Origin of the sequence: Dyella amyloliquefaciens, from assembly GCF_004296575.1 — a bacterium.
In the GTDB taxonomy this organism is placed as follows: Bacteria; Pseudomonadota; Gammaproteobacteria; order Xanthomonadales; family Rhodanobacteraceae; genus Dyella; species Dyella amyloliquefaciens.
Genome location: NZ_SAYT01000001.1, coordinates 814,422 through 831,545, shown reverse-complemented (window position 1 = coordinate 831,545; position 17,124 = coordinate 814,422). Strand labels below are relative to the sequence as shown.

At 63.6% G+C, this 17,124-nt stretch carries 12 protein-coding genes; 8 read left to right on the top strand and 4 right to left on the bottom strand.

Features of this window, described 5'->3' with window-relative positions:
* Positions 1–12: 12 nt before the first annotated feature.
* The 3 genes from EPB08_RS03400 to EPB08_RS03390 all read right to left on the bottom strand — a co-directional run bounded on the left by EPB08_RS03400 (position 13) and on the right by EPB08_RS03390 (position 5,412).
* Entirely contained in the window at positions 13–2,544 is a 2,532-nt protein-coding gene (locus EPB08_RS03400; RefSeq protein ID WP_130617891.1) for a fused MFS/spermidine synthase, read from the bottom strand.
* Positions 2,545–2,665: 121 nt separating this feature from the next.
* Positions 2,666–4,333 (bottom strand): arylsulfatase, encoded by a 1,668-nt coding sequence (locus tag EPB08_RS03395; RefSeq protein ID WP_130617634.1) that lies wholly within the window; start codon positions 4,331–4,333, stop codon positions 2,666–2,668.
* A 98-nt stretch (positions 4,334–4,431) separates the two neighbouring features.
* Positions 4,432–5,412, bottom strand: a complete 981-nt coding sequence (locus EPB08_RS03390; RefSeq protein WP_229238193.1) for an HAD family hydrolase — start codon at positions 5,410–5,412, stop codon at positions 4,432–4,434.
* Positions 5,413–6,098: 686 nt separating this feature from the next.
* On the opposite strand from EPB08_RS03390, the gene EPB08_RS03385 reads away from it, so the two are divergent.
* The 8 genes from EPB08_RS03385 to EPB08_RS03345 all read left to right on the top strand — a co-directional run bounded on the left by EPB08_RS03385 (position 6,099) and on the right by EPB08_RS03345 (position 14,651).
* Positions 6,099–6,608, top strand: a complete 510-nt coding sequence (locus EPB08_RS03385; RefSeq protein WP_130617632.1) for a hypothetical protein — start codon at positions 6,099–6,101, stop codon at positions 6,606–6,608.
* A gap of 504 nt (positions 6,609–7,112) precedes the next feature.
* The gene (locus EPB08_RS03375) at positions 7,113–9,302 is read left to right on the top strand and encodes a toll/interleukin-1 receptor domain-containing protein (protein ID WP_130617630.1); all 2,190 of its coding nucleotides are present in this window, start codon (positions 7,113–7,115) and stop codon (positions 9,300–9,302) included.
* A 67-nt stretch (positions 9,303–9,369) separates the two neighbouring features.
* On the top strand, positions 9,370–9,768 hold the full coding sequence (locus EPB08_RS03370; protein WP_130617629.1) for a hypothetical protein: 399 nt from the start codon (positions 9,370–9,372) through the stop codon (positions 9,766–9,768).
* 119 nt (positions 9,769–9,887) lie between these two features.
* Entirely contained in the window at positions 9,888–10,271 is a 384-nt protein-coding gene (locus EPB08_RS03365; protein ID WP_130617628.1) for a hypothetical protein, read from the top strand.
* A 19-nt stretch (positions 10,272–10,290) separates the two neighbouring features.
* Positions 10,291–12,105 carry a DUF4231 domain-containing protein gene (locus EPB08_RS03360; RefSeq protein ID WP_229238192.1) on the top strand — a complete coding sequence of 605 codons (1,815 nt, stop codon included), beginning with the start codon at positions 10,291–10,293 and terminating at the stop codon, positions 12,103–12,105.
* Positions 12,106–12,205: 100 nt separating this feature from the next.
* Positions 12,206–12,961 carry a gluconokinase gene (locus EPB08_RS03355; RefSeq protein WP_229238191.1) on the top strand — a complete coding sequence of 252 codons (756 nt, stop codon included), beginning with the start codon at positions 12,206–12,208 and terminating at the stop codon, positions 12,959–12,961.
* Positions 12,962–13,096: 135 nt separating this feature from the next.
* On the top strand, positions 13,097–13,726 hold the full coding sequence (locus EPB08_RS03350) for a class I SAM-dependent methyltransferase (protein ID WP_130617627.1): 630 nt from the start codon (positions 13,097–13,099) through the stop codon (positions 13,724–13,726).
* A gap of 1 nt (position 13,727) precedes the next feature.
* Entirely contained in the window at positions 13,728–14,651 is a 924-nt protein-coding gene (locus EPB08_RS03345; protein WP_130617626.1) for a hypothetical protein, read from the top strand.
* A 7-nt stretch (positions 14,652–14,658) separates the two neighbouring features.
* On the opposite strand, the gene EPB08_RS03340 is transcribed toward EPB08_RS03345, so the two are convergent.
* Positions 14,659–16,845, bottom strand: coding sequence for a GH92 family glycosyl hydrolase (locus EPB08_RS03340; RefSeq protein ID WP_130617625.1), 2,187 nt, complete (start codon positions 16,843–16,845; stop codon positions 14,659–14,661).
* Between the last annotated feature and the right edge of the window lie 279 nt (positions 16,846–17,124).

The following is a 17,124-nucleotide window of genomic DNA, read 5'->3' as shown; positions in this document are numbered from 1 at the left end:
AGGGTGCCGTACCTACTGGCCGCCGCCTGCGATCCACCGGTAATACGGATTGCCACTGTCCACCCGCATCACCTGCTCCATGGCAGCACCCCAGCGCTCACGATCGCCCTGGTACGCAGCCAAGCCTGAGGCGTAAAAGGTGAACAGCACGTCGCGTTGGAGTTGCATCTCCGCTTGCAGATCCGCACTGGCGCCATGCACGGGCGGTGGCGTCTGCAGATTCATCAGCTCGGGAAGGACGCGCACGATCTCGTTGCGACGCACCCAGGTGGCGTACTCGATGCTGGGGCGATCGTCCGTCACCGCCGGCGTGTCGCCTGCATAACGCACCAGCGCGGAGCGGTCGGCCACCCAGGTGGCGAGCAGCGCGCCGGGCGAACCGACGCCCACCTCGCGCAACGAGGCCGCTACCGTCGGCTGGTTGAAGCGCCGTTCGATCTGCGCAGCATCCAGCTCGATGGGATCGTTCGAGCCGACCAGCAGCATTTCGTGGAGTTCGGTGGTCCACAGCGTCGCGTGCGGGAACGCGTCGAGGAAGGCACGCACCATGGCGCGGGAGTCCTCGTCGTTCTGCGTTGCGATGGGCCACCATTGCGCCAGCAGCCCATGCTCGTTGAGACGAGAAGCGGCGAGCCGGTAGAAGTCGCGCGAGTAGAGATTCACCACGCCGGAGGCGGAAGGCGGCGGCGGCTCCAGCGTGATCATGTCGTAGTGCTGCGTGCTGCGCAGCAGCTCGCGACGACCATCGCGCAAGCGGATGTCGAGGCCCTTGTCGGTCGTGCCCGCCCCGTAATTGCCCTGGAATTGCGGTGCGGCACGCACCACCGCCGGCAGCAGTTCCGCCACGACACGCGAGGTGAGCCCGGGATACTGCGACATGGCCCCGGCAGTAATACCGGTGCCGAAGCCGATCACCAGCGCCGACTTCGGCTCGCCCTGGTGGATGATGAGTGGCAACAACGCCTGCAACCGCATATAGCGTTGCGACGGCAAGGTGTCGCCGGAGTTCGATACGCCCTGGATATACAGGCGGTGGAAGCTGGTATCCGTGTTGCCCTGCGCCAGTACGGCCACGGTGCCCCCGCGGCTTTCCTCGTAATAGGTCACCTCACCGCCGCGTGCCTGCGCGAGCAGGCTGGCCATCTTGTTGGCAGGCATCAACACGGCGACCGCCAACGAACAAAGGGCCACGACCGGCACCAGCCAGCGTCGCCCGCCACGCGTGGTCCGCCCGGCGAATACCGCCACCAGTCCCACCAGCGCAGCGGCCACGGCAAGCAAGCCCAGCGTCCGCACCAGGCCAAACGCTGGTACAAGCACGAAACCGGTCAGCGTCGTGCCCACGATGCCGCCGAGAGTATTCAAAGCCACCGCGCTTCCCACCCCCTGCCCGCTCCGCTCCGGATGGGCGCACAAACGGAGGACCGCGGGAAATGCCGCGCCCAGCAACAACGTGGGCGCCAGCACGATGGCGGCGGCCGCCAATGCAAAGCGGGCGCACATCGCGGCGAGGCGGCTGTCCGTGGCATCGGTGACCATGCCGGCCAGTGCGGCCTGCGCATTGCCGAGCCAGGGACCCAGCCAGCTGATCTGCAGCAGGGCGACCAATCCCGCCAGCGCAATGAGCGCGCCGAACGCGGTCCACGCGTCGCGCACGCGTTCGGCGAAGCGCGCGTAGATCGCGCTACCCGCCATCAGTCCCAACAGGTAGACAGCCAACATCATGGCGAAGGCGAAGGCGCGCGTGCTCATGAACTGCACCACGGTCTGCGACCACACCACCTCGTAACCGAGTGCGATGCCGCCTGCGACGGCATAGAGCACCAGCGCGAGCCGCGCGGAGGGCATCGCCTCGATGGGCGCGTCCTTCGGGTGCGCAGCTTGCGCCAGCGAAGACGAGCGATCGAGCACGATGGCGACGAGGGCCGCCAGCACGTTGAGCGTCGCCGCCGCCAGCGCCGATCCCTGCACGCCAAGCGCGGGCAGCAACACGAACGGAGCCAACAGCACGCCGGTGATCGCGCCGGCGGTATTGGCGGCATACAGGCGACCGCCCGTGCGCGCCACGCTGCCGCGCGCACTCGCGCGCACCAGCACCGGCAAGGTGCCGCCCATGGCCACGGCAGGCAACCCCACCAGCGCAAACGGCAACAGCCAGGCGAACCAGCCGGCATGTGATTCGAGCCATGCGAACGCGGGGGCGCTGTGCGCCAGCAGGACCGTGGATGCCACAGCCAGCAACGCCACGGCGGCTTCCAGCCATGCATACAGGCGCAGCGGATGTTCAAGCCGATCGGAGATGCGGCCCAGCCATGCACCACCGATGGCCAGGCCTGCGAAGAATGCGCTCACGGCAATGGTGACGGCGTAGACCTCTACGCCCACCACCAGCGAAAGCTGCTTGATCCAGAGGAGTTGATAGACCAGCGACGCGGCGCCGGATCCGAACAGCAGCAGCGCGGGCCAGAACGCGGCACCCGACGCCACCGGTGTAGCCGCGGAAGCAAGCTTTCCAACGCGGCGGTGCTGTACGGCACTGGGCATGGAACTCACGCGAGGATGGACTCCCTAGGAGTATGAGGGGATCGCCGACCGGCAGCGCAAGTGCTGGCGGCCGGCGATGCGGGGAGGTACGGCGACGTCCTTGTCACCGAATTCATCCTTCTTACTTGCCCTGCTTCTGCAGTTCCATCTTCAACTGCTCGACGGCCTTGTCGATGGTGAAGGAGCCTGGACTCTGGCTGGGCGGATAATCCTTGAACGTCGCCAGGAACTCGCCGGCACGGCGGCCCGCTTCGGCGGTCAGGTAGGCATTCTCGGTCTCCCACTGGTAGTAGCCACTGGTCGGACCGATGTCGCCACGCTCATACGGATCCATGCGCAGGTTGTAGAGCTTGGGCAGGCGCAGGCAGGTGAACGGTTCCATCCAGATCTGCAGGCCACCCGGGGCGCGCTGGTCGCAGAACACGGCTTTCCAGGCATCCGGCCTGACACCGCCTACCTCGACGGGATCCCATCGGACCGCGACCATCTCGGCATCGTCGTTGAAGTAGAAGAATTCATCGCGTGGCGATGTATTCGTCTTTCCTGTCAGGTATGGCAGGAAGTTGTAGCCATCCAGATGCACCTTGAACGACTTGCCACTGATGCTGGTGCCCTTGAGCAGCTTGTTGGTGATGTCCGCATCACCTGCAGCAGCCACCAGGGTCGGGAACCAGTCGAGACCTGAGATCAGGGCGTTGCTCACCAGGTTGGGACGGATGTGCCCCGGCCAGCGGATCATCGCCGGCACGCGGAACGCGCCTTCCCAGTTCGAATCCTTCTCGCTGCGGAATGGCGTATTCGCCGCATCCGGCCAGGTGAAGAAGTTCGGACCGTTGTCGGTAGTGAAGATGACGATGGTGTTCTTGGTGATGCCTGCGTCATCCAGCGTCTTCAGCAGCTTGCCGACATTCTGGTCCATCTCCCACATGCCGTCGGCATATTCGTGTCCCTTGCCAAGGCCAGCCTTGCCGATGTAGTCCGGCCGCACATGGGTGAAGATGTGCATGCGCGTGAAGTTCATCCACACGAAGAACGGCTGCTTGGCCTGCGCCTGCTTCTGGATGTACGAGATGGCGCCGCCCGTCGTCTCGTCGTCGATGGTCTGCATGCGCTTGACGGTGAGCGGACCGGTGTCATCGATCTTGCCGTCCGAATAGGTGTGGAGCACGCCGCGCGGGTTGTACATTTTCAGGAACGCGGGGTTGTTTCCCGGCCAGTACGGACGTTCCGGCTCTTCTTCGGCGTTGAGGTGGTAGAGGTTGCCGAAGTATTCGTCGAAGCCATGCTTGGTCGGCAGGAAGCGATCCTGGTCACCCAGGTGGTTCTTGCCGAACTGGGCCGTCGCATAACCGAGGCCCTTCAACGCCTGCGCAATGGTGACATCGCGATCCTGCAGACCCTGGGCAGCACCCGGCATGCCGACCTTGGACAGGCCCGTGCGCAACACGGTCTGGCCGGTGATGAAAGTCGAACGGCCTGCCGTACAGCTGTTCTCGGCGTAGTAGTCGGTAAAGATCATGCCCTCGCGGGCGATGCGGTCGATGTTCGGCGTCCGGTAGCCCACCAGGCCCATCGTGTAGGCACTGATGTTCGACTGGCCGACGTCGTCACCGAAGATCACCAGGATGTTCGGCTTGCCGTTGTCGCCCTGCTCCTGTTGCTGGTCCTGCGCCGGTCGCGCCTTGACGGCACTTGGCTCCATGGTCACGGCGCCTACGACGAGCAGAGCCGTCGCGACTACCGTCGTGAGTGATTTCAACAAGGTACTGCGCTGCCACGGGGGAAACATGGGGTACCTCCTGGGTGTTGCGGTTGCACAGGCAACCGGCGGTAGTCACAAGCCAATCCATGACGGCACCCTGGCCTGGCGCCGCAACCCTCACTGCGTTACTTCTGGTCCGCTGGAAAGACCAATTTCCAGTCCTTCTTCATATCGACCACGGTCCATCCCTTGGCTGTGGCCTCATCCAGTGCCTTGTCGAGCTTGCCCACCGATGACTGGCGGTCGTAGGACCACTCACGCGCCGCATCGGTGTGGTGCACCAAGCCCGCAAAGCGCGCGCCGTCGCCCGATGCCACCCACTCGAGCATCTGCTGGTCACCATCGGAGTTGCCGAACGCGAGAATCGGCTTGCGCCCAATGAAGCGCTCGATGCCCACGGGCTTGCCCGGGCCGTCATCGATCAACGCCACCTTCGCTTCCTTCAACAGCACGGGCTTACCGTCGCGCAGCTCGAACTTCAGTTCGCCCTGGCTGCCGATGATCTGTTCGGGGGGAATGCCATACACCGCGGTTGCCCAGGCACGCATGAAGTCCTGGCCGCCACCGGAAACGATGTAGGTCTTGAAACCGTTGTCGCGCAGGAAGTGCAACAACTCGAGCATTGGCTGGTAAACCATCTCGGTGAACACGCGATGCGTCTTCGGATGGCGCGCGGTGGACACCCACTGGTTGACGCTTTTGGCAAACTCGTCGGTGGTCATGCCCGCGTGTGTTGCCGCCATCAGCTGGGCAATGCCTTTCTCGCCAGAGGCGGCCACGCCCTTGAGATCACCCGCCAGCGCGGACTTGAACGGCTCGGTGGTCTTCCACTCCGGATGCTGCGGCGCCTGTGCCTTCAACTGGTCGATGACGAAGAAGAACTGGAAGTAAATGGGCTGCTCGGACCACAGCGTGCCATCGTTGTCGAACACGGCAATGCGCTGATCAGGCGGCACGAAGTCGGAAGACCCGGTCGTCGTGACCTTCTTCACAAAATCCAGGATCTGCTGCTTGGCCGCCCCGTCGTTCCACGAAGGCAACGCGTCCTGTGCGGCGAACGCGACATTCCCCCAGGCCAACGGAAGCAGGAGCAGCACGGACAGCACGCGCGCAACCCATGAGCTTCGGCGGGTCCACTCTCTCCCGTCCGTGGAACTCGATACGTACACGCTCGTTCTCCTTGCGACTGCTCTGGTCGCCACGTCGCATTGCGAGCGTCGGCACGTCGCCGGACCTGGCCTGCAGAAACACGCCTGCTGGCCATCGACAGACGAAGTGATTACGTCTCGCTGACGTGGGTGTCTGAACGGTCGCGGATTTGCCCATCCATGGCAATCAGGAAGTCTACGTATGCGGCCTAAGCAAAATTACGGTATTGCGGGATCAGTGCACATAATCCGCGTTCGCCGCCAGCGTGACGATGAAGTGAAATTGCAGCGTAATTCGCGCGTTTCCGGTGAGATGGCGAACGCAAGAGATCACGCCGACCGCAAGATGCCGTGCTAGTCTCCACCACCGAGGGGACGCCAGCCGCCTTGATCACGCTGGCGATACACGACCTACCGCCCGACGTACGAGGACTTCCCGTCCAGGGATGACATTTGCCTTGTGCAGGAGCGGGCGCGCCATGGCGCATGGTGTCGATCAACCGACGTTGCCTGTCTCATGCCCACGCCCTCCGCGTGGAGCCTCGTCGTGCCTTTGGATTTTTTCAGCGACATCCGCGCAACGCGCGGCGGGAAGGTCTTGCTGTTGACGAGCCAACGCATCCCTTGACGGAAAGGAGCAACCCATGACCGTACACGCCATTACCGTGAGGTTGATCGTGCCGCGAGGCACGCCGCCCTACCTCTATGTAGATGTCCCCAGGGAAACCACCCGACTCAAGCGGATGCCCCGGCCCCAGCCCATCCGCTGGCAGCTGCAGCACCATGGGACGTCCGGTCACTTCAATGCGATGGACGACGCGATATCACCGGGCTTTCTTTGGATAAGCCCACCATTCCCCGGCATCTTCGGTCCGCCCAAGGTCGGCGATCGCGGGCAGACCATCACCCTGGAAGACCAATTCAACTTCGAGGAGAAGGTCGGCACCTGGTACTACCGGCTCAGCGCCACGATTGACGGCGTGGTCTATCGCACCCGCTTCCAGCCGCCCTATCCTGCCCGCATCAAACCATTGCGCAGCAGCCGCATGCTCGCGGCCACCACGCGCGGCTCCACTATTGCCGGCCCCATCCCTGGCCCAGGTGACGGCTACGGGATCTCAGCAGCCACCAATCCAACGATCAAGAATCGCTGACCAGCCACCCTGATTCCTTGGGAGAACGACATGTACCGTATAGACATCGAGGGTCAATGGGCACTCGACCCGGGCTTTGCTTATGCGATGGGACAGTCTCCGGCGCCAGCCCCTGCTCCCGCACCCGCTCCCGCGCCGGCCCCGGCACCCGCACCGGCCCCGCCTCTGCCATCCGGTGCGGACCCGGCCCGCAACCCCAGCATCAAGAACAACTGATCCACCGCACACTCGGAAAGCACATCCCGCCGCCCGGATGTGCACACGCGTGGGCGGCGTGCATGGCTGACGCCAGGCTTGCTGCCCAGGAGAACGCCCATGATCGTCGGCCATATGGCCACCCAATCGGCCATCTGGCCGTCCATAAGCTCTCGAACACCGTGTTAGGCTGGCGAGAAGGGGAGCCGGTATCGATCGTGCATCGTGCCTGCCAAGTGTGACCGCCGCCCATGAATGTGGACTTCCCGGCAAGGGAATGCGCTGCCTGCTACTGGAGTGCGACTCGTCATGGCGCAGGAATCCGGCGTGCCGGCATTTCGGTATCGCGCATTCATCAGTTACAGCCACCAGGACAAAGCCTGGGCCGACTGGCTGCACCGCTCATTGGAAAGCTACCGGGTTCCGCAACGGCTGGTCGGACAGGTCACGCCTGCCGGCGTAGTGCCCAAGCGCCTGCTGCCGGTCTTCCGCGACCGCGACGAGTTGGCCAGTGCGACCGACCTGGGCCGCAAGGTCAACGAAGCACTGTCCGAATCGGCCAACCTGGTCGTGATCTGCTCCCCGCAGTCGGCCCGGTCGCACTGGGTCAACGAGGAAGTGCTGGCGTTCAAGCGGCTTGGGCATTCCGATCGCATTTTCTGCCTGATCGTCGGCGGTGAACCCAACACCAGCGAGGTCGCCGGACGCGAAGCCGAAGAGTGTTTCGCACGGGCGCTGCGCTTCGAATGGGATGGCTCCGATGGTTTGTCCGAGCAGCGCACCGAACCCATCGCGGCCGATGCGCGTCCCGGCAAGGACGGCAGGACCAATGCCAAGCTGAAACTGATTGCCGGGATGCTCGACATCGGTTTCGACAAGCTCAAGCAACGAGAGCAGCAACGCCATCAGCGCCGGCTCGCAGCGATCGCCGCCGTTGCCGTCGCCATCACCCTGATGACATCGACGCTCGCCGTCATCGCCGTCCAGGCGCAGCGTGTGGCGGAGCGCGAGCGCAACCAGGCCGAAAGCCTGGTCGGCTTCATGCTCGGCGACCTCAACGACAAGCTGGGCCAGGTGCAACGGCTGGACATCATGGAAGCCGTCGATGACCGCGCCATGGCTTATTTCCAGTCACTGCCGAGCGACGACGTCACCGACGTCTCGCTCGAGCAGCGCGCCAAGGCGCTGGAAAAGATCGGTGGTGTGCGTCTCAGTCAGGGCCATCTCGACACCGCCATGCAGTCCTATCAGGCCGCCGCGAAAATCTCCGGGGGGCTCGCGCAGCATGCACCCGCCGATGTCGCCAGGCAGGTGGCCTACTCGCGCATCGTCACGTTCATCGGCATGACCGACTGGTACCGCGGCAATCTTCCCTCGGCAGAGGAGCAATTCGCGATGGCGCAGAACATCCTGCGGCGCACTCCACTGACTTCCGCGTCCGACAAGGAATTCATCCAGCAATGGGCGACCGTGGACGACGACCTTGGCCACGTGCTGGAGGCACAGGGAAAGCTCGATCAAGCCACCGCGCAGTATCAGAGCATGCTTGCGCACTGCCGTGAGCTGGTGCGCGGCAAGAACCCCAAGACGGACTGGCAGGAGCTGCTGGGCGAAGCACACAACAATCTCGGCAAGATGGCGCTGATGCAGGGCGACCTTGTCACTGCTATCGCGGAATACCGTGCCGACGACGCGATCGAGACCGCGCTGAGCGAGAGCGATCCTAAAAACAACGACCAGAAGGAAAACATGGTGCGCGTGCGCGCCATCCTCGGGCGAACCATGGCGCTGGGTGGCGATGTCAACGCGGGCAGCGAGCATCTCCAGCAAGCCGTTGATGGAGCCATAGAGCTCGCAAAGTTCGAGCCCAACGAAACGAGCTTCCATGCAAAGGTGGCGCTGTATTCCACACAACTTGCGCGACTGCGCCGACTATCCGGCGACGACGCCACGGCGACGGAACTGAACAACCGCGCGCTGAAGATCTTCGGCGACATGACACACACCGATCCGAGCAATACAGAGTGGCAGCAGGACTTCGCCGAGGCGCAGGTGGAACAGGCGAATCAGTCACTCGCCAGCAACCCCGACCAGGCGCATGACCAGGCCACCAAGGCGCTTGCCGTGCTTTCACCCTTGCATGAAAACCAGCCTGCAGAGCGCACGTTGCTGCTGGACACGGCAACCGTACGCCTGCTGCTCGCCGCCACTACCAACGATGCCGACAAGGCAAGCAAGTGGCGCGAAGACGTGCTCAAGGACGTCACCGCCGTCTCCAGCGGCGCGGGTGATCCACGCCTGATCGCCTTGCGCGTCGACACCTTGCTCAGCCTCGGCCGTGGCCCCGAAGCAGCACCGCTGGTGCAGCAGCTATGGGATTCGGGCTACCGCGATCTCGATCTTCTCGTCACGCTCAAACAGCACGACATCGACTACCCCGCCAATGCGGCGTTCCAGCAGCGCCTGCAAGCGGCGCTCGCCAGGAACGATCCGCAGTAACGAGCATTCCGCCCAGTAGTAGCTGCCCAACAGGGTTCCTTCCGCATCCTGACTTGAGGACCAGACGATGGCCAACGACCTTTCCGTGACTTTGGACGAAACCACGAGCCCGTGGCTCGTGGATGTCAGCCAGAAGGACAATGCCAATCATGTACCACGCGGCAACAACCAACAGACCATCACCTGGCAGCTCACAGAAAATGCGGCGTCCGGAAGGATCGTGAGCTGCAGCTGGCTCAACGATCCACCTACGTTCAACCCGCCACCCTCCGGCATTTTCGGGCCATTCGTCATCGCTCCGAACGGGAAATCGATGACTCTCAGCGACCTCAACAACGGCAGCAACACCACGGGCGAATGGTATTACCAGATAGGGGTCCAGCTCGTCGCAAACGGCACCATTTACTACAGCGGCGCCGTTGCCATCACCGGAACCGCCACCAACCCATCGATCAAGAACAACTGACCGCATTCCAGCAGCGCGTGCCGGCAGCGCCAGCCAGGAGCGATCCGCAGTAGCGAGCATTCCGCCTGGAAGCATTGCCTAACACGGGTCCCTTTACATCCGGAAATGAGGAGCAAACTGTGGCCAACAACCTGAGAGTGACCCTGAACGAGAGCACGAATCCGTGGACCGTCGATATCGACCAGACGGGCAACGCCCATCACGTGGCGCGCAGCGAAGCATTGCAGAGCGTCGACTGGCACCTCAACGGCAATGCCGCGACGGGAAGCATCGTGTCCTTGACCTGGGCCGGCACTCCGCCACGGAGCGGCATTTTTGGGGCGCCTACATTTTCTCCGGCCAGAAATTCGATGGCCATGGCCGACCTCAACAACAGCAGCAACACCACGGGTGAATGGTTTTACATATTGACGGTCGCTGTTGGCGGCAACACCTATCAAAGCAATCCAATCGCCACCACCGGCGTCGGAACCGCCACCAACCCATCGATCAAGAACAACTGACCGACCGCAAGGAGCTGCCATGCATCGCAGGGACAACTCGGATGTGGAATCGCAGGACGTGTCGATGAACCCACCTGCGATGCATGGCCCGTCATCTGGCCAGACAAGTTATCCGGCGTCGGCGATACAACCCGGCGCCACCATGACGCCTCTGGTCGTCGGCATCACCAGCCACCGCAACATCTCAGCCTCCGAGATCGAGCCCATACGCGAGCGGGTGACCGCGTTCTTCGCGATGCTGCGACAGGAATTCCCGGGCTTGCCGCTATGCGTGCTCTCCGCGCTGGCCGAAGGCGGCGACCAGCTGGTCGCACATGTCGCCCTGGAAGCCGGTGCACGATTGATCGCCCCCTTGCCGCTACCTGCAGAGCTCTATCTCGACGACTTTCCCGCTCCTTCCGCGCGCGCGCGCTTCGAGGCCCTGTGCGAACAGGCCCACGTGCTTACACTCCCGTTGCCACGCGGGCCATCGCATCACGCGATCGCCTTGCCGGGACCATCGCGCGACCGGCAGTACGCCAAGGCAGGCGTATTCATCGCCAGTCACTGCCACATCCTGCTCGCCATCTGGGACGGCAAGGACTCGGGGCGGCTCGGAGGCACGGCACAGGTCGTCAACTACCATCTTAATGGCACCTTGCCCGGCCTCGTCGAGCGTCACCGCGAAGCCAGGCACGTCCTGGGCAGCGGCGATGAGCGCCTGCTCTACCATATCGTCTGTTCGCGCGAGGGTGACCACGGCGACGTCGCGCCAGGCCTGCAACCACTGCAGACATACTGGCGCTGCGGTGACTTCACCACCACCGATCGCACGCCTCCACCCGAGTTCTGCCAGATGTTCGCACACATGTCGGAGTTCAACGCCGACTGCACGAAGTATGCGGATGACATCGCGGCAGAACCGGACGACGATCCCGACAGCATACTCACCAATGGCAGCGCACTCGCGCGCATCTTCCGCGCGGCGGACTGGCTGGCAATCCATTTCCAGAAGCGCGTCTTGCTCGCGCTCAGGCTCACCTACGTGCTGGCAGCCTTGATGGGCATTGCCTTCACCTTCTACGCGCACATGTCCGCACAGGACTTCCTCATCTATACGTTCCTGCTGCTGTTTGGACTCGGCGCCCTGATCGCGATACTCGCGCGACATCGCGGCTGGCACCGCAAGTACCTTGATTACCGGGCGCTCGCCGAAGGCCTGCGCGTGCAAGCCTACTGGCGCCATGCCGGCATATCGGCCACAGGCGAACACGAATTCGCCCATGACAACTTCCTGCAGAAGCAGAACATCGAGCTGGGCTGGATCCGCCACATGATGCGCGTGGCTGGCGTCGATCCCTTGCCCAACGTCGACACTCCCCGCGCGTCGGCGTTATCCGAGGTCATCGACGAGTGGGTGGGCGAATCGGGCAAGAGCGGCCAGCTGTACTACTTCCAGCGCAAGACCATCGAGCGCACCGGCCTGCACCATGTCACCGAGACCATCGGCATGATCAGCTTGTGGGGTGGCATCTCGATCAGCGTGTTCCTGGCGATATTCGCGCTGCATCTTCCCGAGAGCGTCAAGACCACCATGGTCATGATGATGGCGGTACTTTCCATCGTCGCCGCCGTGCGCGAGGCCTATGCGTATCGCAAGGCCGACAAGGAGTTGATCCGCCAGTACCGCTTCATGCAACGCATCTTCGCCAGCGCGCGCGCCGCGCTCGATCGCACCAGCGATCCCGCCAAGCAACGCGAAATCCTCCTCGCACTGGGCGACGCAGCCCTGACCGAGCATGCCGAGTGGACCCTGATGCATCGCGAACGCGATGTGGAGCACAGCAAGTTCTGATGTTGCCTTCCCGCGCCGCAGCACGCGGCGCCGTCACCACTCCGCCACTCCGCCACGCTGCCATCGGCTTGGCGCCACGCCGGCCGATGGCGTGCGCAGCGTGAAGCTGCTCGGCTCCGCGCAGCCGGTGAGCTGGCAAAGCACGGCGCAGGACCTAAACCTCACCCCGGCAGCCTGCCCAAGGGCGCTGCGGCCTGCGTCTACGAAATCGAACTGGCCGAACGCTGCCACCGATCCGCGGACAAGCCGCGACGACATCGCCGGTGCTATCAACACCCGGCATTCCGACGCACCGGATATGCTGTCCGACATGTCTATGCCGAAAACACCGACCATGCCGAATCACATGCGCGCCATCGTCGTGATGGGCGTGACCGGCTGCGGAAAAAGCACCGTCGCCACGGCCTTGTGCGAACGCATGGGCGCGCACCTGATCGAAGGCGATGCGTTTCACTCCGAAGCGAACATCCGCAGGATGGCCTCAGGCACTCCGCTTACGGATGCGGACCGAAAAGACTGGCTGGACAGCCTGGGGCGGGAGCTGACGCGCGTGCTCGCCAGCCATGAGCTCGCCGTACTCGCCTGCTCGGCACTCAAGCAACGCTATCGCGACTCGCTACGCCATGCCGTCCCTCATCTCGGCTTCGTCTTTCTGGAGCTATCGCGGGAGGAAGCCATCGAGCGCGTGGCGCATCGGTCGGGCCACTTCATGCCGGCCTCCCTGGTCGACAGCCAGTTCCACGATCTGGAGTCTCCTGTCGGCGAGGCTCGCGTGCTGGCCGTCCATGCCCTCGACCCCGTGCCCACCCTTGCCGACCAGATCGCGGCCTGGTGGGGCTCAGGCACCGCTGCCTGACGGGACACCCAGGCACCACCGCTGCTGGACGGCTACGGGCCCGGCAACCTTTCCAGATTCCGCGGGCACTCACCACGGTGAGACCCGCGCGCCATGTCGCGCTGTCAATCGATCTGCCCTAGAGGCACCGGCGACATGCATACAGGCGAGCAGTACCACAAGTTCATGCTGGCCTCTGAACGCGACCACGCGGTACGCGATCAGTTTCAGAAGATGGCGCTGGATCTGCTTGCCAAGGGAGCGGACATTCTCGATTTCGGCGCCGGAACCGGCATCGACGCCAAGGCGTATTCCACGCACGGACACCAGACGTTCGTTTACGAACCGTCGGAGGCCATGCGCGCGTATCTCGGACATCACTGCCGCGACGAGATCGTTCGCAAGACCGTCGTCGCGATCGATTCGCCAGATGACTGCAAGGTACAGGCCGTTACCGCGAACTTCGCCGTCCTCAACCATATAGAGAACCACGCTCCGCTCTTTGAAGCCTTGTATCGCGTGGTCGATCCGGGCGGCTTCGTGCTGGCCAGCATGCTCAATCCCTACTACCTGGGCGATGCGCGTTATCGCTGGTGGCGGCACAACCTGCTGACCCTGATGCGCACCGGCCGTTACGCCATCGAGAGCGAGAGCCGCATCCACCGCTTCGCGCCGCGTGTCGTGGCACGTGCTGCGGCACCGTATTTCAAGCTCGAGCGCATCACGCCGCGCGGGCTTGGACTCGCAACCCACCTCTATATGTTCCTGTTGTTCAGGCGCACCTGACATGTGGAAAGACTGGATACGACCGTTCGTACGCCCGCTGCCGCAGTGGTCGACCATTGCGGTCGATCCGCCGCAGAAGGCCGTCACGGCCACCCTCCGTTGGGACGGCCAATGGGCCGACGTGACCAGGGACCACACCGTGGCCTCGCTCAAGCCACTGGCGATCGCTACGAGCGTCGATGCCGGCGAGCATCCCTCCATCGAGTACTCGGACAACGCCACGGGCAAGCTGCTCGGCGTGCTGCGCCTCGCCAAGGCAACGTCGATCGCCACCGAAGGCGCATCCATCGCCATCTACCGCGTGGCCGGCGGCGGGCATCGCTGCCTCAGCTGGGCGCGACGCCCGTGGAATGCATGGCTGCAGAACCGCGCCATGCGCAGGGGCAACAACGCGCACCATGACCTCATGGAACCGGCGTCGGTGCAGCAGCTGATGATCGCCTACCTGTGTCCCCGCCCGGTGATCCTGGTCTCGGTGGGCGCACCCGGCCACCAGAATATTTTCCCGATGGACCTGATCGGTCCACTGGAGCGCAGCGGACTGTTCTCGCTCGCGCTACGCAGCACCAATGTCTCGGAGCCGGTCATGCGCAACATGCGCAAGGTGGCGCTCTCCAGTATGCCGGCCACGATGAAGGCCGTCGTGTACAAACTCAGCGAACACCACAAGCAGGCGTTGCAGGACTGGAACCTGCTGCCCTTTCCCACTCGGCCCTCGCGCGAGTTCGACCTACCGGCCGTTGCCGCCGCCCTGCGCATTCGCGAGTTGGCCATCGTGCATAGCGAGACCATGGGCTCGCACACGTTCTTCCTCGGCCGCATGGCTTCCGACGAAGCGCTCGCCGAAGGCACCCAGCTGCATCACACAGCGGGCTTTCACCAGGCCTATCGCCGGAGACGGGACAGGCCGTTTGCAGAGGCCTGACGATCGCCTAGTGCTTGAGTGGCTGCGCCCGCCATGACGCCGCCCAGGTCGATGGCCGCGGCCCCATCACGAAAGCCAGCGTTCCGCCGGCCATGATCTGGTCGTAGGTGATCATCGGTGTATCCAACACCTTGCCGTTGAGCGTGGCGGACTGGATATACACGTTCTCCGTCGAATTGTTCTGTGCGGTCACGAGGAAGCTCTTGCCGTTGCCGAGCTTCAACGAAAGGCGACTGAACAGCGGGCTGCCGATCATGTACTCGCCGCTGGCGGGATTGAGCGGATAAAAGCCCATCGCGGTGAAGACATACCACGCCGACATCTGGCCGCAGTCTTCGTTGCCGAGGATGCCGGTCGGCGTGTTCGAGTAGGCATGGGTGGCGATGTCGCGCACCTGGGCCTGCGTCTTCCAGGGCACGCCCATGAAGTCGTAGAGGTAGCCGTAGTGATGGCTCGGTTCGTTGTCGTGGTGGTTATGGCCGCCACGAAAATGGGCATCGAGTTTTGCCTCCGCCGCAGACGGGCCGCCCAGCAGTTCGATGGTGCCGGGAATGTCATGCAGCGCCGCGAAGAGGTAGGCCCATTGGTCGCCTTCCGTCCAGCCCTCCCACGACCACGCCCAGGAGCCATCGGCGCGACGCGCCTGCATGAAGCCGCGTGCAGGATTGAACAGCAGCCGGTAATTGGATGAGCGCTGCAGGAAGTAAGCGTAGTCATCGGCGTGACCGGTGGCCTGAGCCACGCGGGCAACCGCATAGTCGTCATAGGCCTCCTCGAGCGTGCTCGAGGCCGACTCCGCCACCTTGTCGGACGGCAGGTAACCCAGCTTCAACGCGTAGGTCAGGCCGGCGCGCGCCTCATAGGGCGTATGCGGTTCGCGATCGCTCCAGCGCCGCGTGGTGTCGCCGTCCGGAGGCGTCATGGCGTCCTTGCGCACGGCAGCGTAGGCCAGCTGCCAATCGAAGCCATGGAAACCCTTGGCGATCGCCTCCGCGACCAGCGAGTCGGCGTGGGTGCCGATCATGATGTTGGTGTACGAAGGATTGGGCCATTTGGGCATCCATCCGCCCTCGCGGTAATCCTGCAGCAAGGCCTGGATCATGCCGTCGATGCGTTCGGGCGCGAGCAGCGTCAGCAGGCTGTGTTCGGCGCGAAAAGTGTCCCAGATCGAATAATCGGTATACGACTCGCCGTCATGCACCTGGTCGTCGAAGGCGCTGTAGTAGCGCCCGTGCTCGGAAAAGAGTCGCGGGTACAGCAGTGCGTGGTACAGCGCCGTGTACAGGATCTGGCGCTGATCGGTATCGGCACCGTCGACATCGATCAGGCCCAGCTTGGCGTTCCAGGTGTCCTTCAGTGACTGGCGACGCGCATCGAAGTCCCATGCGGGCAGCTCGGCATCGAGGTTGGCCTCGGCCTGCGCCTCGCTGATGAACGAGGTTCCTACCTGTGCTTCGACCGGCTCGCTTTCCGGTGTCTCGAATGCCACGTAGGCACCCACGTTATTGCCTTCCACATTGCTGCGCCCCTGTACGGCCGCAGCTTCCCGGTAGACGCGCGCGGACTTCATGGGTTGCTTGAAGCGCACCACGAAATAGCCCTTGAAGTTGGGCAACGCCAACGGACCCAGCTGGGCGTCCTGGCGATCCGGGTTGTAACCGCGGACTTCGTTGTGTTCCTGGTCGACCTCCACGTAACCGTGGATGCCTGGGCGCGTGGCCTCGATAAGTACGCCTGCATTGGCGGCCTTGGGAAACCAGAAGCGCAGGTAGCCGCAGTGATCGGTTGCCGTGACTTCCGTGCGGAGCTGCCGTCCGCTGCCTGCCTGCATGATCACCGCGTAGTAGGCGGGCGAGGCCGTTTCGTCCTTGCGCGAAAAGCGCAGCTTCCGGGCATCGGGCGTGTACTTGGCGTCGTCGATTTCAGGCATCAGGGTGACGTACCCGTAGTCGCCCATCCAGATGGCCGGTTGATGCGTTCCGATGAAGCCCTCGATGCGGCTGTCGGCGTAGTTGTAGGAGCTGACGCCGACCCTGTTCTGGCGCGTCTGCGCCGTCCAGTTGGTCATGCCGAACGGGGTGGTGACCAGGGGCATGGTGCCGCCGTATTCCGAACCGCTTCCCTGGGTCCCGATATAGGGGTTGACCCAATCGATCGGCGTGGCCGGCACGGCAGGTGCCGCGATGGCAGGCATGGAAAGGCACAGCAGCGCGAGTGCGAATTTGACCCGGCTCCCCTTGAGAACTGCGCTTGCTTTGACCACGTCTTCCCCTTTGCCCCTGATCACACTGTCCGCCAAGCATCGCACACGGATATGCCGTGCTTAGCGACGAGTCGCGCGCACCGTAGGGTGACAAAGGAAGCGTAAGACGTCTATTTCAATCTGGGCCGATTTCCGGACACCACGATCGAATGGGCAAAGTCGTCGAAACGACCTCGACGGAAGAGGTCGTCCCCATGGGGTTTGCATCGT

What these genes read in the sequence shown, in the direction of transcription:
- EPB08_RS03385 (WP_130617632.1), top strand. Translation starts at nt 6,099, where the DNA reads ATGACCGTACACGCCATTACCGTGAGGTTGATCGTGCCGCGAGGCACG.
- EPB08_RS03400 (WP_130617891.1), bottom strand. Translation starts at nt 2,544, where the DNA reads ATGCCCAGTGCCGTACAGCACCGCCGCGTTGGAAAGCTTGCTTCCGCG.
- EPB08_RS03340 (WP_130617625.1), bottom strand. Translation starts at nt 16,845, where the DNA reads ATGCCTGCCATCGCGGCACCTGCCGTGCCGGCCACGCCGATCGATTGG.
- EPB08_RS03370 (WP_130617629.1), top strand. Translation starts at nt 9,370, where the DNA reads ATGGCCAACGACCTTTCCGTGACTTTGGACGAAACCACGAGCCCGTGG.
- EPB08_RS03395 (WP_130617634.1), bottom strand. Translation starts at nt 4,333, where the DNA reads ATGTTTCCCCCGTGGCAGCGCAGTACCTTGTTGAAATCACTCACGACG.
- EPB08_RS03375 (WP_130617630.1), top strand. Translation starts at nt 7,113, where the DNA reads ATGGCGCAGGAATCCGGCGTGCCGGCATTTCGGTATCGCGCATTCATC.
- EPB08_RS03360 (WP_229238192.1), top strand. Translation starts at nt 10,291, where the DNA reads ATGCATCGCAGGGACAACTCGGATGTGGAATCGCAGGACGTGTCGATG.
- EPB08_RS03350 (WP_130617627.1), top strand. Translation starts at nt 13,097, where the DNA reads ATGCATACAGGCGAGCAGTACCACAAGTTCATGCTGGCCTCTGAACGC.
- EPB08_RS03345 (WP_130617626.1), top strand. Translation starts at nt 13,728, where the DNA reads ATGTGGAAAGACTGGATACGACCGTTCGTACGCCCGCTGCCGCAGTGG.